This is a genomic window from Campylobacter sp. TJR-1, from assembly GCF_032840035.1.
GTDB classification, from domain to species: Bacteria; Campylobacterota; Campylobacteria; order Campylobacterales; family Campylobacteraceae; genus Campylobacter; species Campylobacter fetus.
On the sequence record NZ_JAWIZX010000001.1, the window covers coordinates 138,970 to 155,545 of the forward strand.

15 protein-coding genes and 3 pseudogenes are annotated in these 16,576 nt (G+C 32.8%); 3 read left to right on the forward strand and 15 right to left on the reverse strand.

Annotated features, from left to right (window positions below; genetic code table 11):
- Positions 1–4: 4 nt before the first annotated feature.
- Both flhA and RVY88_RS00725 read right to left on the reverse strand, forming a co-directional pair.
- Positions 5–2,176 (reverse strand): flagellar biosynthesis protein FlhA, encoded by a 2,172-nt coding sequence (flhA, locus tag RVY88_RS00720; protein WP_024305211.1) that lies wholly within the window; start codon positions 2,174–2,176, stop codon positions 5–7.
- A gap of 2 nt (positions 2,177–2,178) precedes the next feature.
- A complete protein-coding gene (locus RVY88_RS00725; RefSeq protein WP_002849697.1) occupies positions 2,179–2,583 on the reverse strand; it encodes an Rrf2 family transcriptional regulator in 405 nt (134 codons plus the stop codon).
- Between the two features lie 171 nt (positions 2,584–2,754).
- Between RVY88_RS00725 and rpsO the strand changes: the two genes are divergently transcribed.
- The 3 genes from rpsO to RVY88_RS00740 are packed head-to-tail and all read left to right on the forward strand — an operon-like array spanning position 2,755 to position 4,524.
- Entirely contained in the window at positions 2,755–3,027 is a 273-nt protein-coding gene (gene rpsO, locus RVY88_RS00730; protein ID WP_002849698.1) for a 30S ribosomal protein S15, read from the forward strand.
- Positions 3,028–3,053: 26 nt separating this feature from the next.
- Positions 3,054–3,971, forward strand: a complete 918-nt coding sequence (locus tag RVY88_RS00735; RefSeq protein ID WP_162167278.1) for an aminodeoxychorismate synthase component I — start codon at positions 3,054–3,056, stop codon at positions 3,969–3,971.
- Complete coding sequence (locus tag RVY88_RS00740) at positions 3,937–4,524, forward strand: aminotransferase class IV family protein (RefSeq protein ID WP_162167279.1); 588 nt, start codon at positions 3,937–3,939, stop codon at positions 4,522–4,524. Before RVY88_RS00735 ends, RVY88_RS00740 begins: the two co-directional genes overlap by 35 nt.
- Positions 4,525–4,571: 47 nt before the next feature.
- Here RVY88_RS00740 and RVY88_RS00745 read toward each other — a convergent pair whose 3' ends face one another.
- The 13 genes and pseudogenes from RVY88_RS00745 to RVY88_RS00805 form a co-directional block, all read right to left on the reverse strand.
- Positions 4,572–5,207: an HAD family hydrolase gene (locus RVY88_RS00745; protein WP_162167280.1), complete on the reverse strand. Its 636-nt coding sequence runs from the start codon at positions 5,205–5,207 to the stop codon at positions 4,572–4,574.
- Positions 5,191–6,192: an ABC transporter ATP-binding protein gene (locus tag RVY88_RS00750; protein ID WP_317051239.1), complete on the reverse strand. Its 1,002-nt coding sequence runs from the start codon at positions 6,190–6,192 to the stop codon at positions 5,191–5,193. The genes RVY88_RS00745 and RVY88_RS00750 overlap by 17 nt, the downstream gene beginning before the upstream one ends.
- Before the next feature lies 1 nt (position 6,193).
- Positions 6,194–6,973 carry an ABC transporter permease gene (locus tag RVY88_RS00755; protein WP_162167281.1) on the reverse strand — a complete coding sequence of 260 codons (780 nt, stop codon included), beginning with the start codon at positions 6,971–6,973 and terminating at the stop codon, positions 6,194–6,196.
- Positions 6,970–7,812: an ABC transporter permease gene (locus RVY88_RS00760; protein WP_162167282.1), complete on the reverse strand. Its 843-nt coding sequence runs from the start codon at positions 7,810–7,812 to the stop codon at positions 6,970–6,972. The genes RVY88_RS00755 and RVY88_RS00760 overlap by 4 nt, the downstream gene beginning before the upstream one ends.
- Positions 7,809–8,613, reverse strand: a pseudogene (locus RVY88_RS00765) (alkaline phosphatase family protein). Before RVY88_RS00765 ends, RVY88_RS00760 begins: the two are co-directional and overlap by 4 nt.
- A gap of 162 nt (positions 8,614–8,775) precedes the next feature.
- Positions 8,776–9,504 (reverse strand): annotated as a pseudogene (locus RVY88_RS00770) (esterase-like activity of phytase family protein); the annotation flags it as partial.
- A 10-nt stretch (positions 9,505–9,514) separates the two neighbouring features.
- Positions 9,515–10,527 (reverse strand): annotated as a pseudogene (locus RVY88_RS00775) (ABC transporter substrate-binding protein).
- A 105-nt stretch (positions 10,528–10,632) separates the two neighbouring features.
- Positions 10,633–11,337, reverse strand: a complete 705-nt coding sequence (cmoA, locus tag RVY88_RS00780; protein ID WP_002849711.1) for a carboxy-S-adenosyl-L-methionine synthase CmoA — start codon at positions 11,335–11,337, stop codon at positions 10,633–10,635.
- On the reverse strand, positions 11,334–12,215 hold the full coding sequence (locus RVY88_RS00785) for a bifunctional riboflavin kinase/FAD synthetase (protein ID WP_002849713.1): 882 nt from the start codon (positions 12,213–12,215) through the stop codon (positions 11,334–11,336). Before RVY88_RS00785 ends, cmoA begins: the two co-directional genes overlap by 4 nt.
- Entirely contained in the window at positions 12,184–12,885 is a 702-nt protein-coding gene (locus RVY88_RS00790) for a TlyA family RNA methyltransferase (protein ID WP_147543025.1), read from the reverse strand. Before RVY88_RS00790 ends, RVY88_RS00785 begins: the two co-directional genes overlap by 32 nt.
- A complete protein-coding gene (gene ligA / locus RVY88_RS00795) occupies positions 12,882–14,819 on the reverse strand; it encodes an NAD-dependent DNA ligase LigA (protein WP_065843749.1) in 1,938 nt (645 codons plus the stop codon). Before ligA ends, RVY88_RS00790 begins: the two co-directional genes overlap by 4 nt.
- On the reverse strand, positions 14,820–15,962 hold the full coding sequence (gene folP / locus RVY88_RS00800) for a dihydropteroate synthase (RefSeq protein WP_010403161.1): 1,143 nt from the start codon (positions 15,960–15,962) through the stop codon (positions 14,820–14,822).
- On the reverse strand, positions 15,959–16,576 hold the full coding sequence (locus RVY88_RS00805) for a DNA polymerase III subunit delta' (protein ID WP_162167283.1): 618 nt from the start codon (positions 16,574–16,576) through the stop codon (positions 15,959–15,961). The genes folP and RVY88_RS00805 overlap by 4 nt, the downstream gene beginning before the upstream one ends.

Below are 16,576 nucleotides of genomic sequence, written 5' to 3' on the forward strand. Positions count from 1 at the left end.
TCCTTTATAATTCTGGTATTTCTATAACGCCTAACGTTTCAAACTGCGTATTTGGCGCGATCTCGGCAAAGCTTAGTATTACTATATCTATAGCAAAATTTTGAACTATATTTGCTATAAATTTTCTTATACTAGGCTCAACGCAAAGCAGCATATCGCCTTGTTCGCTGATATTTCGATTTGCTCTTTTTTGACGCAAAGCATTTACTATGGCTGAAGTTTGAGCCACATTTATCATTAGATGATAAGCGCCGTCTTTGTAATTTAAACTATCTATAAGCTTTTGTTGTGCAGGAGCGTCTAATATATAGAAGTTCAGCTGCCCCTTCTCATCTGCGTAAAGTGATGTTATAACTCGGCAAAGAGCGGCTCTTACATGCTCGATTATCATATCTAAGTTTTTACTTACTTCTGATACATCTCCTACTGCTTCAAGTATGCTAAGCATATCTTTTATAGGTATGTTGTCTTTAAGCAGAGTTTTTAAAACCTTTTGTATAAGTCCCACGCTAGCTACTTTTAAAGTATCTTCTACTACGACCGGATATTCTGATTTTACTTTATCTAAAATATTTTGAACCTCTTGTTTGGTCAGAAGTTCGCTTGCGTTTTGTTTGACAAGCTCACTCATATGAGTCGATATAACACTAGCTGGATCAACAACCGTATATCCGCTAAGAATCGCATCTTCTTTTAATCCTTGATCTATCCATAAAGCATCAAGTCCAAACGCCGGCTCTTTTGTTGCGATACCATCTATATCACTGCTCACATATCCGCTATCCATAGCCAAAAACTTATCGGCGTATATAACGCCTTGACCGATTACAACGCCTTTTAACTTAAATCTATACTCATTTGGCGGAAGTTGGAGATTATCTCGTATTCTGATTTTTGGCATTAAAAATCCAAGAAGTCCGGCTATATTTCTTCTCATAGCACGTATTCTTTCTATTAAATCCCCGTCGGCTAGTTTCAAAAGTCCATATCCAAGATCGAGTTCTAAAATCTCTATTTTCAATATATCATCTATCTTTATCTGTTCTTCTTTTGCTATCTCTTCTTCACTCTTTTTAGCAGGTTTAATATCTCCACCTGTATCAGCAGAAGTAGATGAGCCTTGTTTTTGAGGTTTTTTTTCATCTTTGTTTATATTAGAAAAATCAAGATTCCCTTCTTCTGTTTGCTTCATAATATAACCTATACTCAAAAATAAAATCGCCATAAACCCAAGCGAAAAGGTAGGAAGTCCTGGCACTAAAGCAAACACAAACAGTATAAATCCTACTATCAAAAGTGTTTTATACTCACCCAAAAGTTGGCTTATAACGCCTTCTGCAAAATTATCCTCATCTTTACTAGCTCTAGTTATGATAATAGCAGTAGCGGTTGAAGTTATCAAACCGGGAATTTGACTGACCAAACCATCGCCTATAGTTAAAATAGTATATGTTTGAGCAGCATTTGCCATATCAAGATCATGCTGAAAAGTACCTATTAAAAATCCACCTATTATATTTATAATTGTTATGATAATACCGGCAACCGCGTCACCTTTTATAAATTTAGACGAACCGTCCATTGCTCCATAAAAGTTTGCCTCTCCGATAATTTCTTGACGACGTGAGCGCGCTGTTTGTTCATCTATCAATCCGGCATTCAAATCCGCATCGATAGCCATCTGTTTTCCAGGCATAGCATCAAGAGTAAATCTAGCTTGTACCTCACTAACTCTCGTTGAGCCCTTTGTTACAACCATAAAATTTATAAGAACCAATATACAAAATACTATAATACCTATAACATAATTTCCACCAACGACAAACTGTCCGAAACTAGCGATAATCTCACTAACCGCTTCTGGACCATTATGGCCTTCGCTTAAAATCATACGCGTTGTGGCTATATTTAAAGATAGACGAAACAGTGTTATTATAAGTATTAAAGTAGGAAACGTGCTAAGATCTGTCGGCTTTGGTATATATATAGAAATTAATATTATCAATACAGAAATTGATAGTGAGAGCGCTAAGAAAAAATCAAGTACCGGGCTTGGGAGCGGAACTATGATAATAGCTAAAATAGCTATAATAACAAAAACGACGGTTAGGCTTTTAGCCTTTACAAATGGTGCTAAAAACGGAGCAACCATCGTCAATATATTACGTTTTGCCAATTTTACTTCTTAATAATATCTGCTAAGCTAATGTTGTCTAAAAAGTCGTCGACTTTTAATTGTAATGAATTGAACATAGGCCACATTTTACAAATGTCACCTTTATTGCTAGGGCAATCACTTCTTGCATTGCTGCACTCAAATACAGAGGCTTTTCTTTTTTCGGCACTTTCTAAAATCTTTTTTATACTTATGTTTGCCGGCTTATTAGCTAAAATAAATCCGCCGTTTGCACCTTTAAAGGAATTTAGTATTCCCTCTTTTGCAAGATTTTGCAAGATTTTAGCTAAAAAGCTTTTTGAAATTCCAAGTTCAGTCGACATAGTATCTACGTCTTTTGGAGAGTTACTTTGTGATAAAAGTATCAAAGATAACAAAGCATATTCACTAGCTTTAGTAAATAGCACATGGACTCCTTAAATTTTTGATTTTAATATTTTACCAAATTTTATTAAATTTTGATTGATATAACGCTTACTCTTTTAAATTTAGTAGGTTAAATTTAGTTTCAGCTTTCTTTTTGCTTTACTTAGATATAATTTTCGTTCAAAATTCAAATACCGCTCAGGAGGTCAAAAATGGCTTTAGATTCGGCTAAAAAAGCAGAAATAGTTGCGAAATTCGCTAGAAAAAGCGGAGATACAGGTTCTCCAGAAGTTCAAGTAGCACTTCTTACAACAAGGATTTCAGAACTTACAGGACACTTAAAAATCAATAAAAAAGATTTTAGTTCTCGTCTAGGTCTTCTTAAGCTAGTCGGCAGAAGAAAAAGACTTTTAAAATACTTAAAAGCTAAAAACTACGAATCTTATACAAAACTTATCGCTGAGTTGGGCATCAGAGATAAATAATAAAGCCCTATTTTGGGGCTTTAACTATGATAAAAGCTGCTTTAAATTCATTTCAAAATACGCCTTTTATAGCAATTATCAGCTATGATAAACCAGATGATAGTATAATTTGCTCCCCACAAAATGCCATTAAACTAGGAATCAAATTTAAATTAAACGCTGTAAATCAAACACCAATAAGCTATTTTTTAGAAAAATATCCGATTAGTTTTGATGAGTATAAAAAAAGTTTTGATAAAGTTATCAACCATCAAAGAAACGGAAACAGTTATCTTTTAAATTTATGTTTCAAAACAAAAATAAAAACAAATTTAAACTTAGAAGATATATATAATCACTCAAATGCTGCTGCTGTTATCTATAAAAAAGATGATTTTGTATGTTTCACTCCAGAACCGTTCGTGGTCATAAAAGACGGATTTATCCATACGTTTCCTATGAAAGGCACGATAAATGCCGATATACCAAATGCAAAAGAGTTGCTTTTAAATGATCAAAAGGAATTTAGCGAACAAGCTATGATGACAGATTTTATGAGAAATGATCTAAACATGGTAGCCACAGATGTAAAAGTAGAGCGTTTTAGATATATAGAGCGTGTGAAAAATTTATATCAAACCAGCTCGCATATAAGCGGAAAGTTGCGAAAAGAGCTTAAATTAGGCGATATTTTCAGTAAACTTTTACCTGCTGGTTCCATAACAGGAACTCCAAAAATCCAAACTTGCAAGATCATAAAAGAGTGTGAAAATGAACCCAGGGGATTTTATAGTGGAGTTTTTATATATTTTGATGGTAAAATTTGCAGGAGTTTTGTCATGATAAGATTTGTAAAACGAGATGATAATGGATTATCATTTTTTAGCGGCGGAGGTATAACAACTAGAAGTGACGTAAAAAAGGAGTATGATGAACTCATACAAAAAGTCTATTTTCCTTTTTGAAACGATAAAAATCATCGATAAAGAGATTTGTAACTTAAATTTTCATATAAAAAGAGCCGAAAACTCTACAATAAACGGTCTTAAATTTGATTTTAAGGATATTTTGCAGCCTTCTTTTAACGGAACTATTAGAGCAAAAGTGATTTATGATATAAATGGGAATTTAAAAAATGTGGAGTATTTTCCATATGAAATACGTAATTTTTATGAGTTCAAACTAGTAAATATAGACTTTGACTACGATAAAAAATATCTCGATAGAAGCAAGATAGAAGCAGCAAAATCCAACTTCAATGAGATAATAATGATAAAAAACGGTCTCATCACAGATACAAGTATAGCAAATATCGCCGTATTTGATAGCTACAACGATACATGGTTAACGCCGAAAACTCCGCTGCTAAAAGGTACGACAAGAGATAGATTGCTTCAAAATCGATTTTTAAAACAAAAAGATATAGACTTAAATGATCTTTTAAAAACAAAAAGATTTGCCATTATGAATGCTATGATAGGTTTTTTAGAGCTAAAATTATTTAAATTTAGCTACTAAATTTAAATAAATAGATCAAATTTATATCTTTACGAGATAAGTTCGTTCTATTTTTTAAATTTCAAAACACCGAATTTTAACTTTTTATTCTCTTCTAAAAGCATATCATCAGGATTGACCAAAACTCCGATTTTCGCCGCTTTTAAAAGCGGAAGATCATTTATACTGTCGCTATAAAAAACAGTATCTTTAAACTCGTCTTGCGATAACAACTCTTTTATACGCTTCACTTTTCCCTCTTTAAATGCGGGAATTCCGTTCATCCGCGCGCTATAAACTCCATTTATTATCTCGCTGTTTGTGGCTAAAAACTCATCTATACAAATAAACCGACAAATTGCTTTCACTATAAAATCGTTTGTAGCTGAGATAACTATCTTTCTGCCGCCGTTTTGATCTATCAAATTTAGAGCATCTTTGTAAATAATCGGTTCTATTTTATCTTTTATATATCTATCTAAAAGCGGTTTTAAATCACTATTTTTCATACCTTTTAAAGGCATCAAAAAATGTTCTTGATATGCATTCATATCAAGAACTCCTTTTGCATAATCCTCTTCAAAAATAGCTTGTTTTAAAACAAAATCATACCCTACAAAAGAGTTTTCATACATAAAATCAACCCAAAGTTTAGCACTATCTTCTTTTATAATAGTTTTATCGAGATCATGCAGGTAAATCATCCAACTCCTTTATCATTTCTAAATGAATTTCTAAAAATACACTATCGCCCACTTCATACAAAGAGTTTAGAGAGTGATTCAAAGTATCTACTTTTAAGCTTATACCTTTAGCATCCATGGAATATCTTATGATATTTCCTAAAAATATCTTCTCTTTTACCACTGCTTGTATAGATCCGTTTTTTGTTATTTCTATAGTTTCTGGTCTGATCGCAAGATCTCTTTTAAAATCATGTTTTACTAAATTTAAAAGCGCCTCGGAGCTTAGTATATTATAACTTCCTATAAAACTAGCTACAAATTTATTTTTTGGTTTGTGATACAACTCTAAAGCGTCGCTATTTTGAGCTATTTTACCATCTTGCATAAGAATTATTCTATCGCTCATGGCAAGAGCTTCTTCTTGATCGTGAGTTACGAAAATCGTAGTTAAACTCATCTTTTTAGTTATCAGTTTTATCTGTTCTCTTAGATGTTTTCTTATCTTTGCATCAAGAGCCGAAAGAGGTTCATCTAGCAACAACATACTTGGTTTAGTAACAAGAGATCTAGCAAGGGCCACTCTTTGAGCCTGACCGCCGGAGAGTTGATGCGGATATGATTTTATCTCTTTTTCAAGTCCAACCGTCTCAAGCATCTTTTTAACTCTTTTTTCTATATCTTTTTTATCTATTTTTTTTATTTTTAATCCATAAGCGATATTTTCATAAACATTTAAATTCGGAAAAAGAGCGTAGTTTTGAAATATCATACCGATATTTCGCTTTTTAATGCTAATTTTTGTTATATCTTTATCATCTAAAATTATCTTTCCGCTTTGCGGAGTACTAAGTCCGCAAATGCATCTAAGAAGAGTGGATTTACCGCATCCAGACGGACCTAAGAGAGTTATCAGCTCACCTCTTTTTGCGCTAAAATTAATATTATCGAAAACAAACTTCTCTTTATATGATTTTTTTAAATTTTTGACTTGCAAGTATGACATTTTAAACCTTTTTTCTGTGACTTATATATGAACTTATAAAATTTGCTATAAATATCAAAAGCAGATAACTAACGATAGCTGCGCTTGAAACGTGACCGCTTCTGTTTTTTATATTGTAAAGATATACTTGAAGAGTTTCAAACTGCGTACCGGCAAGTATATTTGCATATAAAAACTCGCCTATCAAAAATGAAAACGATAAAAATACTGCTATAAGTATCGAATCTTTTAAATTTGGAATTATTACTCTAAAAATAGCTCTAAATATACCGTTTCCAAGAATATAATTTGAGTAAACTATCTCTTTTAAATTTAAAGCCGCGATATTATTATCAATAGTTCTATATACAAAAGGTACTGCGATACAAAAATAACAGCCTATAAGTATATACGGAGTTCCACTTATGGTATCGCTATATAAATTTAAAAGTCCGGTGCTAAGCACGATAGGAGCAATGGCAAACGGTAAAACAGATATAAAACTCATTACGTTTTTTAAATTTAAAAAGTAAAAATTTGCACAAAATACAACCGGAAACAAAAATAAAATAGCTAAAAATATCGCCGCAAAACATACTAAAAGCGAGTTTAAAAGTGCTTTTAAAAATCTAGGATCGCTTAAAAGCTCTTTATAATGAGAAATACTAAATCCGTCCGGTAAAATATTTGCTGACCAGCTTGAGGATATCGAGTATATAAAAGTAGCCGCCATAGGCAAAACTATGATAAGAAATAACACTAAAACAACGCTATAATGATAAATTTTCGATAATCTACTCATATTTGTCTCTTGTAATTAAATAAATTTGACACGTAAAACAGCATTAACGCTATGATAAACATCAAACAAAACAGCATAACGCTAAGCGCACTAGCTAAATACGGATTTAAGTCGATATCTCCGGCTATCAAAGACGCTATTCGCACCGGAACTACATTGAAATTTCCACTGCTAAGGGCGTAAATAGTAGCGTAAGCTCCAACCGCATTTGCAAACAATACTATAAAAACTCCGATTATAGAGGGCATCATAATAGGTATGGCAACCTTTAGCCAATAAATAGCTCTGCTAGCTCCTAGTATATCGCTAGATTCGCTGCTTTGTTTATCTAAAACATTAAACGCAGGATACAATAGCAAGATAGCAAGTGGAATTTGAAAGTAAATATATACTAAGTTTATCCCTACGCTTCCGTATATATCGATAACAAAATCAATTCCCAAATCCTTAAAAAGCAGATTTATAGCGCCGTTTGCACCCATTAAAATGATAAATGCAAAGGCTAGAGGAACTCCTGAAAAATTGCTAGTCATCGTATTTAAAGACAAAAATAAATTCCCAAAATGCGAGGTTTGAATTTTATAAAGCGAATATGAACCAAAAAGAGAAATTATAAGCGCTACAAAATTTGAAATCAAACTTATATAAAATGAATTTAAAAAACTCTGCATAAAAAATCTACTATCAAATATCTCTTTATAATTATCAAACCCCCACTCGCCGTTTTGATCTATAAAACTATTTATCAAAATCCATAAAAACGGAGCTGCGATAAACATAAAAAATACCACAAAAAACGGAATTAAAAATAGAGTAGCGATAAACTTTTCTCTATTCATTTTAATAACTCTTTAGCAAAGCTTTTATCGTGATCTACACCTAAAATTTCACAAACTAAACCGCAAATTCCACTCTGTTCTACCTCAACTCTAGCAAAACTAAACTTATCGCCAAAAACAAAAAACGCCACGTCTCTTTCTATATCTAAATTCCCACCATGAGTACCATCGTTATTCATACCGTGATCGCTTGTGATTATCACGTTTACGCCCTCTTCTAGCCATTTTAATACCAAAGAAGATAATATAGTATCTACTTTTCTAGCAGCATTTCTATACTCTTTGCTATCGTGAGAAAATTTATGACCTATATCATCTATATTAATAGAATGAAAAAGAGTAAAATCAAGATCGAATTTAACTCTCAAACACTCTGCGTCACTAAATAAATGACTATCGTTGTAGTCGTCTTCATAATAAAAAATGCCGTAAGGTATGTTTAAACTCTGCTCATTTATTATAATTCTATCCTTAACCCGGTCAAACAAAGTTTTATTATACAGTTCACTTATCCAGTAATACGCTGCCGCGCCGGCTTTTAAATTAGCTAGTTTTGCATACTCAAATATACTTTTATTGCTGCTAAAAAGGTTTACAATAATTATTTAGTATGCCGCTTAAAGCCGGTTTAACTCCTGTCAATATACACTCGTAAAGCGGTCTTGAGATAGACGGAAGCTCGCTTTTCATCTTATAAATTTTACCCATATTTGCATTACAAAGTGCGAGCAAACCACCCATACACTGCTGTGCCGTACTATATTCAAGACCGTCTAGAATTACTAAAACCACCTTAGACATTTTTACTTCCTTCAATAAAAATAATTTATTTTAAATTTCCGATACAAATTTATGTATAAAATATCAAAATACCTTTATATCTCATCTATCATTTAGCCTTAAGAAAAGCCTACTTCAAGTAAAATAAACTCGTTACCATACGTTTTATTTGGATCTCTACTTGAGAAGTAAGAGCTTTGAGCCGTCTTTTGAACTTGCCATCGCCTCAAATCCGCGTGAGCGTTTGACGTTACCCGGGATTGGCCTCGTTTGGATTATCTGGAGAGAGAAGCTTTACGCCATCTACAAAAACATCATAAACCTCTTTTAAATTTCCACTTTTATCAAAATTCAGTAAAAAAGGTCCAAATTCCTCGGCTACACAAAACTCTCCGTCAATAATATGAAAACTTTCCAAATCAAAATCCGCTCCGCCCAAATAACGCTCTTTACTTATCTCAGACGTGATAGGATAATAATATTTCTTATATTTATCTTTAAAAAATATAGTTTTAACAATTCGGTATTTTAAATTTTTAAAATCAAATTTAAACTAATATATAGCATAACATCGTAAGAATTATGCTTTTTTTCCTAAACCACTATCGGTAAAACTCGGTACGTTGCGTCTCCCGGGATATATTTAATCCCTCTATAACCTTGTATAGGCTGATTTTCAAAAGGTAGATAATAATCCGTATCTCTCGCGCCTTTAGATCTATATGTTTCAACTTTTTCTTCTATAATAAAATTTGAAAATTTACCGTAACTTTGAAAAAATTCGGGAGCGTCTTTTGGAATTTCGATAAAGCTTTTTGAGTCTATCGCTATATGTCCTGCCAAATTTGCCTCATACTGAGCCGCAAACAAATAATTATAAATCAATAAAGCACTAAATACTATTTTTTTCATATTTTATTCCCTATTTGATATTTATAATAACATTTTCTTGCCAAAGCCTTGGAAGCTTTTTTGTAGTCTTTTCCCAAACTTCCGGATTTTTTATAGGTTTAGCATTTTTATACTCATTTTCTGGTATAAGTTTGTCTTTTATGTCTTGGGGAAGCTCTATATAAGCATTTCTAATCGGTCTTGCGTAACCTTTTGCTAAATTTATTTGACCTTGATCAGATAAGATATACTCTCTAGCAAGTTTTGCTGCGTTTATATTTTTAGCATATTTGTTGATAATAGTCGTATAGCCGCTCACTATAGATCCGTCTTGCGGGATAGTTACCAAATATCTATCTTTGCCTACTTTGTCTCTGTAATTAAGAGCGTTAAAATCCCAAATTATAGCTACGTCTATCTCGCCTTTTTCTAAATTTGCAATACTAGGATCTACCATGGCTAAACGACCTTGTTTTGCTAATTCGGCAAAAAAGTTTAAAGCCGGACTTAAGTCTCTCTCATCTCCTCCTAAAGCATAATTTGCCGCCAAAACTCCGCTAACTGCTTGAGCCGCTACGCTTACATCGCCTACTGTAATCTTATAAGTTGCGTTTTTAAGATCTTTCCAAGTTTTAGGAGGATTTTTTACTGTTTGATTGTTTATTATAAAAGCTATAGTACCGGTATAAGCTAACATCCAGTGACCGTCTTTGTCTTTTGCCCAATCAGGTATTTGATCCCAGTAACTAGTTTTAAAAGGCTCGCTAACGCCCTCCAAAATCGCTATGCGACCAAAACTTTGACCAACATCACCGATATCTGCAGTGGCGTTTTTTTCTCGGCTTTAAATTTAGCTATTTCTTGAGCAGAACTCATATCGGTATCGCTATGTTTAAGCGAATAAAGCCTAGCTAAATCATCCCAGGTATCTTTCCAGTTTGCCCATGTATCAGGCATAGCAACGCTATTTATAACGCCCTCTTTTTTGGCGGCTTCTATCAAATTTGCGTCGATATCCGCTGCATTTAATGCTCCAAAAACAATGGTCGCGCTAAAAAAAAGTTTTAAGTATTTTCATTTTGTCTCCTTAAGAAATTAACAAATTGTAATTTCTTTTGGAAACAAAATAGATACAAAATTATAACCGAATTATTTAAAAGCTATAAATGTAGCAAAATTTGCCCATTTAAAAATCGTTTCTACGCTTTTAAATCCTGCATTTAAACAGAGTTCTTTATTTTCATTTTCGCTATATGGAATAAGTATATTTTCTAAAGCTTGACGCTTTTGAGCAATCTCAAATTTAGAATATCCTTGCGAATGTTTATAATTTTCATATATTTCTATCATATCAAGAGTTAGTTTTTTATCTTCATAAACCAATTTTTCGCTAAATATAAATATTCCGCCGCTTTTTAAATTTGAATATATCTTCTTTATAAATTCCTCTCTTTTTATAGGACGAATGAATTGCAACGTATAATTTAAGATAACAGCGTCACTACCGCTAAAATCAAAATCCAAAATATCGCTCACATATAAATTTAAATTTGCCAAGTAAGCCAAAGATCTATTTCTTGCGGTTTTTATCATAGCTTCACTACTATCGACACCGTTTAAACTTAGATCGTTTCTAAGCTTAAAAATCTCAAGTAAAGTCGTAGCAGTAGAGCAACCAAGATCAAAAACTTTAGCGTTTGGTGACAAATTTTTACTTAAAATTAAAGAGATAAGAGCCTGTACATCGCAATAATACGGCACGGATCTACTAACCATATCATCAAAAACACTCACTACGCTTTCATCAAACTCAAACTGCTTTTTTATAGGACGTTTAAAAACCTCATCTCTCAAACCAGATCCCTTGCATGTATATAATCGTCTTGTAAACTCAGATCACAGCATTTTGCGACATTTCTTGCTATAAGCATATCTTTTGATATCTGAGTTTTTAGCTCATCTAGAGAGTTGAATTTAAAATTATCCCTAATTCTCTCTATAAAACATACTCTAACTTCATATATATTATCTTTTAAATCTACGTCAAAAAGATGACTTTCTATGCTAAAAGCGCCATCTGTCGTAAATCTATTGCCTATAAAAGTTATAGAACTATAAGTATCGTCGCCTATTTTTGTTCTAGTTGCATAAACTCCGTTTTTGGGAGTGATATAAGGCTCAACCACCAAATTTAGCGTCGGATATATACTTTTTTTTCCTAAACCTTGACCGCTTATAACTCTGCCTTTAATGCTATATTCGCGCCCTAAAAGACGATTTGCTCTATATATATCGCCATCTCTTAAAAAACGCCTGATAGCAGAGCTATGAACACCGAGACCATCAAAACTAAACTCATTTACAACCAAAACTTCGCCGTGAAATAAATTTTTAAGATCGTGTTTATCCCAAGCTCTATCTTTTCCGAATTTAAAATCATAACCCACGACTATACGTTTTAAATTTGGAAACTCGTTTTGTAAAAGCTTCAAAAACTCGTCTCCCCTAAGCTCTACGATATCTTTTAAATGATAGTAAAAACAGGGTACTCCGGAGTACTCTTCTCTTCTATCTCCGGGAGTTATGCAAGCTTTATCGCTTTCTACAACGACCAACGCGCCGTTTTTACCTAATTTTTTTATAAGCTCTTTGTGACCTTTGTGAATACCGTCAAAATGGCCTATCGCAATCGCTTCTATCTTATCTTTTGACATAGTAGTAAAATAACTCAAGGTTACCCTCCTTACCAGTTATTACAGACTCTTTACTCTTTTTTAAACTCCAGCCAAGTTCGCTTGCGGCTATTTCGAATTTTGCTTTAGATAAGTTTATTAGCTTTTTATCTTTGACAACGCCTTTTTTGCTTCTTTTGGCATTCGCTCCTACTTCAAATTGCGGCTTAAATAGTAAAATTATATCTCGTTTAGCTAAACGGTCAATATCGTTTAAAATTTGTAAAATAGATATAAAACTAACATCAACCGTAACCAAATCAAATTTAGAAGAGTTAAATTTTCTTATATCAGTATTTTCTTGTACTATAACTCTTTTATCGTTTCTTAAAACGGTGCTTAATTGATCACTTCCCACATCTAAAGCGGTTACGCTTTTAACACCATTTTCAAGTAAAATTTGCACAAATCCACCAGTACTGCTGCCGACATCAAGAGCATTTAAATTTAAAAAACACGGTTTTAATTCTCCTAAAAAACCTTTTAGTTTAAGAGCGGCTCTACTCACATAAATATTATCATTTGCAACAACTCTCTCATCGCCCTTTACTTCTAAACTCGGTTTATCTATCATATTTTCGTTTAAAGTTATATTTTTTGATTTTATAAGCTCACTAGCTTGATTTCTGCTGATACCAAGAGTTGCGGATACGAAAACATCGGCTCTCATTTTAAACTTTCATACTCACTCTCATCTATTGCTCTTACACCTAATTCATTTGCTTTTTCTAGCTTACTTCCGGCTTCATTTCCATATAATACGAAATCCGTTTTTTTAGACACCGAGCTAGATACTTTAGCACCATAACTTTCTAGTTCTGCTTTGAACTCATCTCTAGAGCGAGACAAAGTACCTGTTATAACTACTGTTTTTCCTGAAAATATATTTGTTTTTAACTCTAAATTTTGCATTTTTGGAGTGATAAATTCTAAAAGTTCTTTTATTTTTTCTAAATTTACTCTCATAAACTCAAGATAACTAAGAGCCATAGCTTCACCAAATCCGTCTAAAGCTAAAAGCTCTTCAAGAGTTAATTCAAGCCACCTATCTCCATAATTATTTGCTATTTTTTTAGCGGCAACTTCGCCTATATGTTCGATGCCTAAAGACGCTATAAATTTATCTAAATTTGGAGTTTTAGAGTTATTAATAGCCGATAATAAATTTGAAATTTTTTTAGTTTTAAATCCCTCAAGACCTATAAAACTAAGCTCATCAAGCCTATAAATATCAGCGATATCTTTAATAATATTTTTTTGATATAAAAGCTCTACTATAGCATCACCAAGACCGTCTATATTCATACATTTTTTAGATGCGAAATAGATAATAGAACTCACGACTCTAGCTTTGCAAGTTAGATTTTGACACTTTATAAAAACACCTTCGTCTAAAAGCTCGTTTCCGCATTCAGGGCAAATTTTCGGGCGAATTATCTCACTTTGACTACCGTCTCTTCTATCTTTAAATACTCCAGTAATCTTAGGTATGACATCTCCGCTTCTTATCACGGTAACAAAGTCATTTTTCATTAAATTTAATCTATCTATCTCATCAAAATTATGAAGCGTGACATTTTTTATAAACGCACCATCTATCAAAACTCCATCAAGCAATCCCACTGGAGTTACGACTCCTGTTCTTCCTACTTGCAGCAATATATCTATCAATCTTGCAGTCTTTTCAGTGGCAGGAAATTTATAAGCTACCATAAATTTTGGAAATTTAACGGTATAACCAAGTTGATTAGCTTTTGATAAATCATTTACTCGTATTACCATTCCGTCCATCAAAATAGGCTTAAGCTCTCTTACGCTTAAAAGCTCTTTATAAGCAATTTTTAACTCGTCGATACCTCTGATCACTTTACAAAAATTATCATGTAAAAAACCAAGACTTCTTACAAAATCCATAATCTGAGAATGTTTATTAAATTTCAAAGAGTTCTCTCCGACTCCCCATGGATAAAACTTAAGTTTTCTCTGTTTTACTATACCATTATCAAGCTGTCTAAGGCTTCCGGCTGCTGCGTTTCTCGGATTTGCTAAAGGCGGTTCTGAATTTTTGCTACGCTCAATATTTATCAATTCAAAATCATCTTTTGTTATGACGACTTCGCCTCTTATTTCTATTTTATCTTTATAGTCTATTTGCAACGGTACTGAGCTTATGACCTTTGCATTGTTCGTGACGTCTTCTCCAACGCTTCCATCGCCTCTTGTAGCAGCGCTTATAAGATTTCCGTTTTCATAAAGTAAATTTAAACTAGCTCCATCAAATTTAGGTTCGGCAAAAAACTCGCAATCCGTTTTATCTCCTCTAGAAATCCAAGCAACAAGCTCGCTATCACTAAATATATCCTCCATGGACCACATTTTTTCTATATGAGATATCTTCTTAAACTCATCTAAAATCTCTCCACCGATTCTATTTGTAGGAGAGTAAGAGAGTTTTAAATCCGGATTTTCTTTTTCAAACTGAACTACGGCGTTATAAAGCTTGTCATACTCATCATCTGACGCCATCGGAGAATCATCGGTATAATAAGCCTTTGCCCATAAATTTAAACTATCGACTGCTTTTAAATAATCATTTTTATCCATCTAACCCTCAATATCTAAATCTCTATAAGCAAGCGCTAATTTAAACATCTGCGCATGTTCGCCAACATCATGAACGCGCACTATACTAGCTCCGTTATAAAACGCATTAAGATGCAAAAATAGCGTTCCGGCTAATCTCTGCTCAACGCTGCTCTTAGAGTAAAAATCAATAACCGATTTCCTGCTAGCTCCGACAAAAAGAGGATAACCAAAATGCAAGAAATGCTCCAAATGCTTTATCAAAATCATATTATCTCTAGGCGTTTTTCCAAATCCTATTCCAACATCAAGATATATATCTTTTGCTCCCAAACTTTCTAAAATTTCCAGCTTTTTACTGAAAAAATCATCAACTTCACTTAAAATTTCACAGTCGCAAACATTTTGTTGCATAGTTTGCGGATCGCCTTTTTTATGCATAAGACAATAACTAGCGCCAAATTCCTTTGCAAGCGTGGCTAACGAACAGTCTGCACTTATATCGTTTATCATACTAAATCCACGCTCCAAAGCGTACCTAAGACACTTTTTATCAAAACTATCGAGACTCAACTTTACCTTTTCGTGCAATTTATTTGAATAAATTTCATCTATAACCGGCTTAACTCTATTAAATTCATGTTCGCTACCTATGTATTGACTTCCTGGACGAGAACTTACCATACCGATATCAACATAGCTGGCGCCATCATTTATCATTTTTTCTATCTTAAAAACAGCCTCATGTATATTTGTTCTACTACTCGGATTAAAACTATCTTCATTAAAATTTAAAACACCCATAATAAGAGGATTATCAGGTTTTCTGAACTCTTTTGAGATAAATTTAGCTAAAGTTTTCAGTCCAAAATCTTGCATTAACTCTTTTTTAGCTAAATAAGAAATTTGCTTATCATTTGCTATAAGAAGTGCATTTTCAAGTTCATCTCCGCCTAAAACCGTTTCTTTTGAACTAACCAACTCGGCACCTATACTCAAAGCGTCTTGTTTTAAGATATTTGCTGCGGCTCTTTTTATATCTTTTATATAAAAAAAATTCAAATGGCTCTTTTGTTTCATGATATTTAGCCCTGCCTTTTGAGGCTTTATGGTATAGCAAATACTTTCAAATCCACTATTTGCATCTATCTTAAAAACTCTCATCGCATCCTTTGCATAATCAGTAATAAAAGCGGCGTTAAAACCTGAATCGATTTTGCATTTAGATCAACTAAACGGTAAATTTTATAAAAATATCTATAATCCTCAACACTAAAAGAAGCTCCAGAATCGATAGCTTCGCAAACTATCGACTTTACTAAGTTTAGCAAAGAAGTTTTATTTAGTTTATCGACTTTTTCTAAAGATATACTTTGTTCTATAAAATTATATATATCTTTAAGCTCTAGTTTTTTTAAATTTAAACCAGTAGCCGCTCTTTGTAAATTTAATTTTCTATTTTCTATCATAAGTCTTGAACGAATAGTAGGCAAAAGACTATTTTTAGACGGCGCTACAAGGATAAAAATGCTATTTTTTGGAGGTTCTTCTAGTATCTTTAGAAGTGCATTTTGCGGCTCAATCCCAAATTTAAAAGCCATTATCACTATAACTTTTTCTTCTATCTCAGCTATATAAGCTTCATTTATAATCTCTTTTGCATCATCGACCAAAAAATTATCATATTCAAAAATACGTAAAAAATTAGGCTTAATATCTCTTATAAGCTCATCTTTAACGCTACTAAAATCGCTTGAGATTATGATTTTACTATACAA

Bases quoted from the DNA above. Each gene is read 5' to 3' on its own strand.
- rpsO (WP_002849698.1), top strand. From the start codon at position 2,755: ATGGCTTTAGATTCGGCTAAAAAAGCAGAAATAGTTGCGAAATTCGCT.
- RVY88_RS00735 (WP_162167278.1), top strand. From the start codon at position 3,054: ATGATAAAAGCTGCTTTAAATTCATTTCAAAATACGCCTTTTATAGCA.
- RVY88_RS00740 (WP_162167279.1), top strand. From the start codon at position 3,937: ATGAACTCATACAAAAAGTCTATTTTCCTTTTTGAAACGATAAAAATC.
- RVY88_RS00745 (WP_162167280.1), bottom strand. From the start codon at position 5,207: ATGATTTACCTGCATGATCTCGATAAAACTATTATAAAAGAAGATAGT.
- RVY88_RS00750 (WP_317051239.1), bottom strand. From the start codon at position 6,192: ATGTCATACTTGCAAGTCAAAAATTTAAAAAAATCATATAAAGAGAAG.
- RVY88_RS00755 (WP_162167281.1), bottom strand. From the start codon at position 6,973: ATGAGTAGATTATCGAAAATTTATCATTATAGCGTTGTTTTAGTGTTA.
- RVY88_RS00760 (WP_162167282.1), bottom strand. From the start codon at position 7,812: ATGAATAGAGAAAAGTTTATCGCTACTCTATTTTTAATTCCGTTTTTT.
- RVY88_RS00790 (WP_147543025.1), bottom strand. From the start codon at position 12,885: ATGAGAGCCGATGTTTTCGTATCCGCAACTCTTGGTATCAGCAGAAAT.
- ligA (WP_065843749.1), bottom strand. From the start codon at position 14,819: ATGGATAAAAATGATTATTTAAAAGCAGTCGATAGTTTAAATTTATGG.
- folP (WP_010403161.1), bottom strand. From the start codon at position 15,962: ATGAGAGTTTTTAAGATAGATGCAAATAGTGGATTTGAAAGTATTTGC.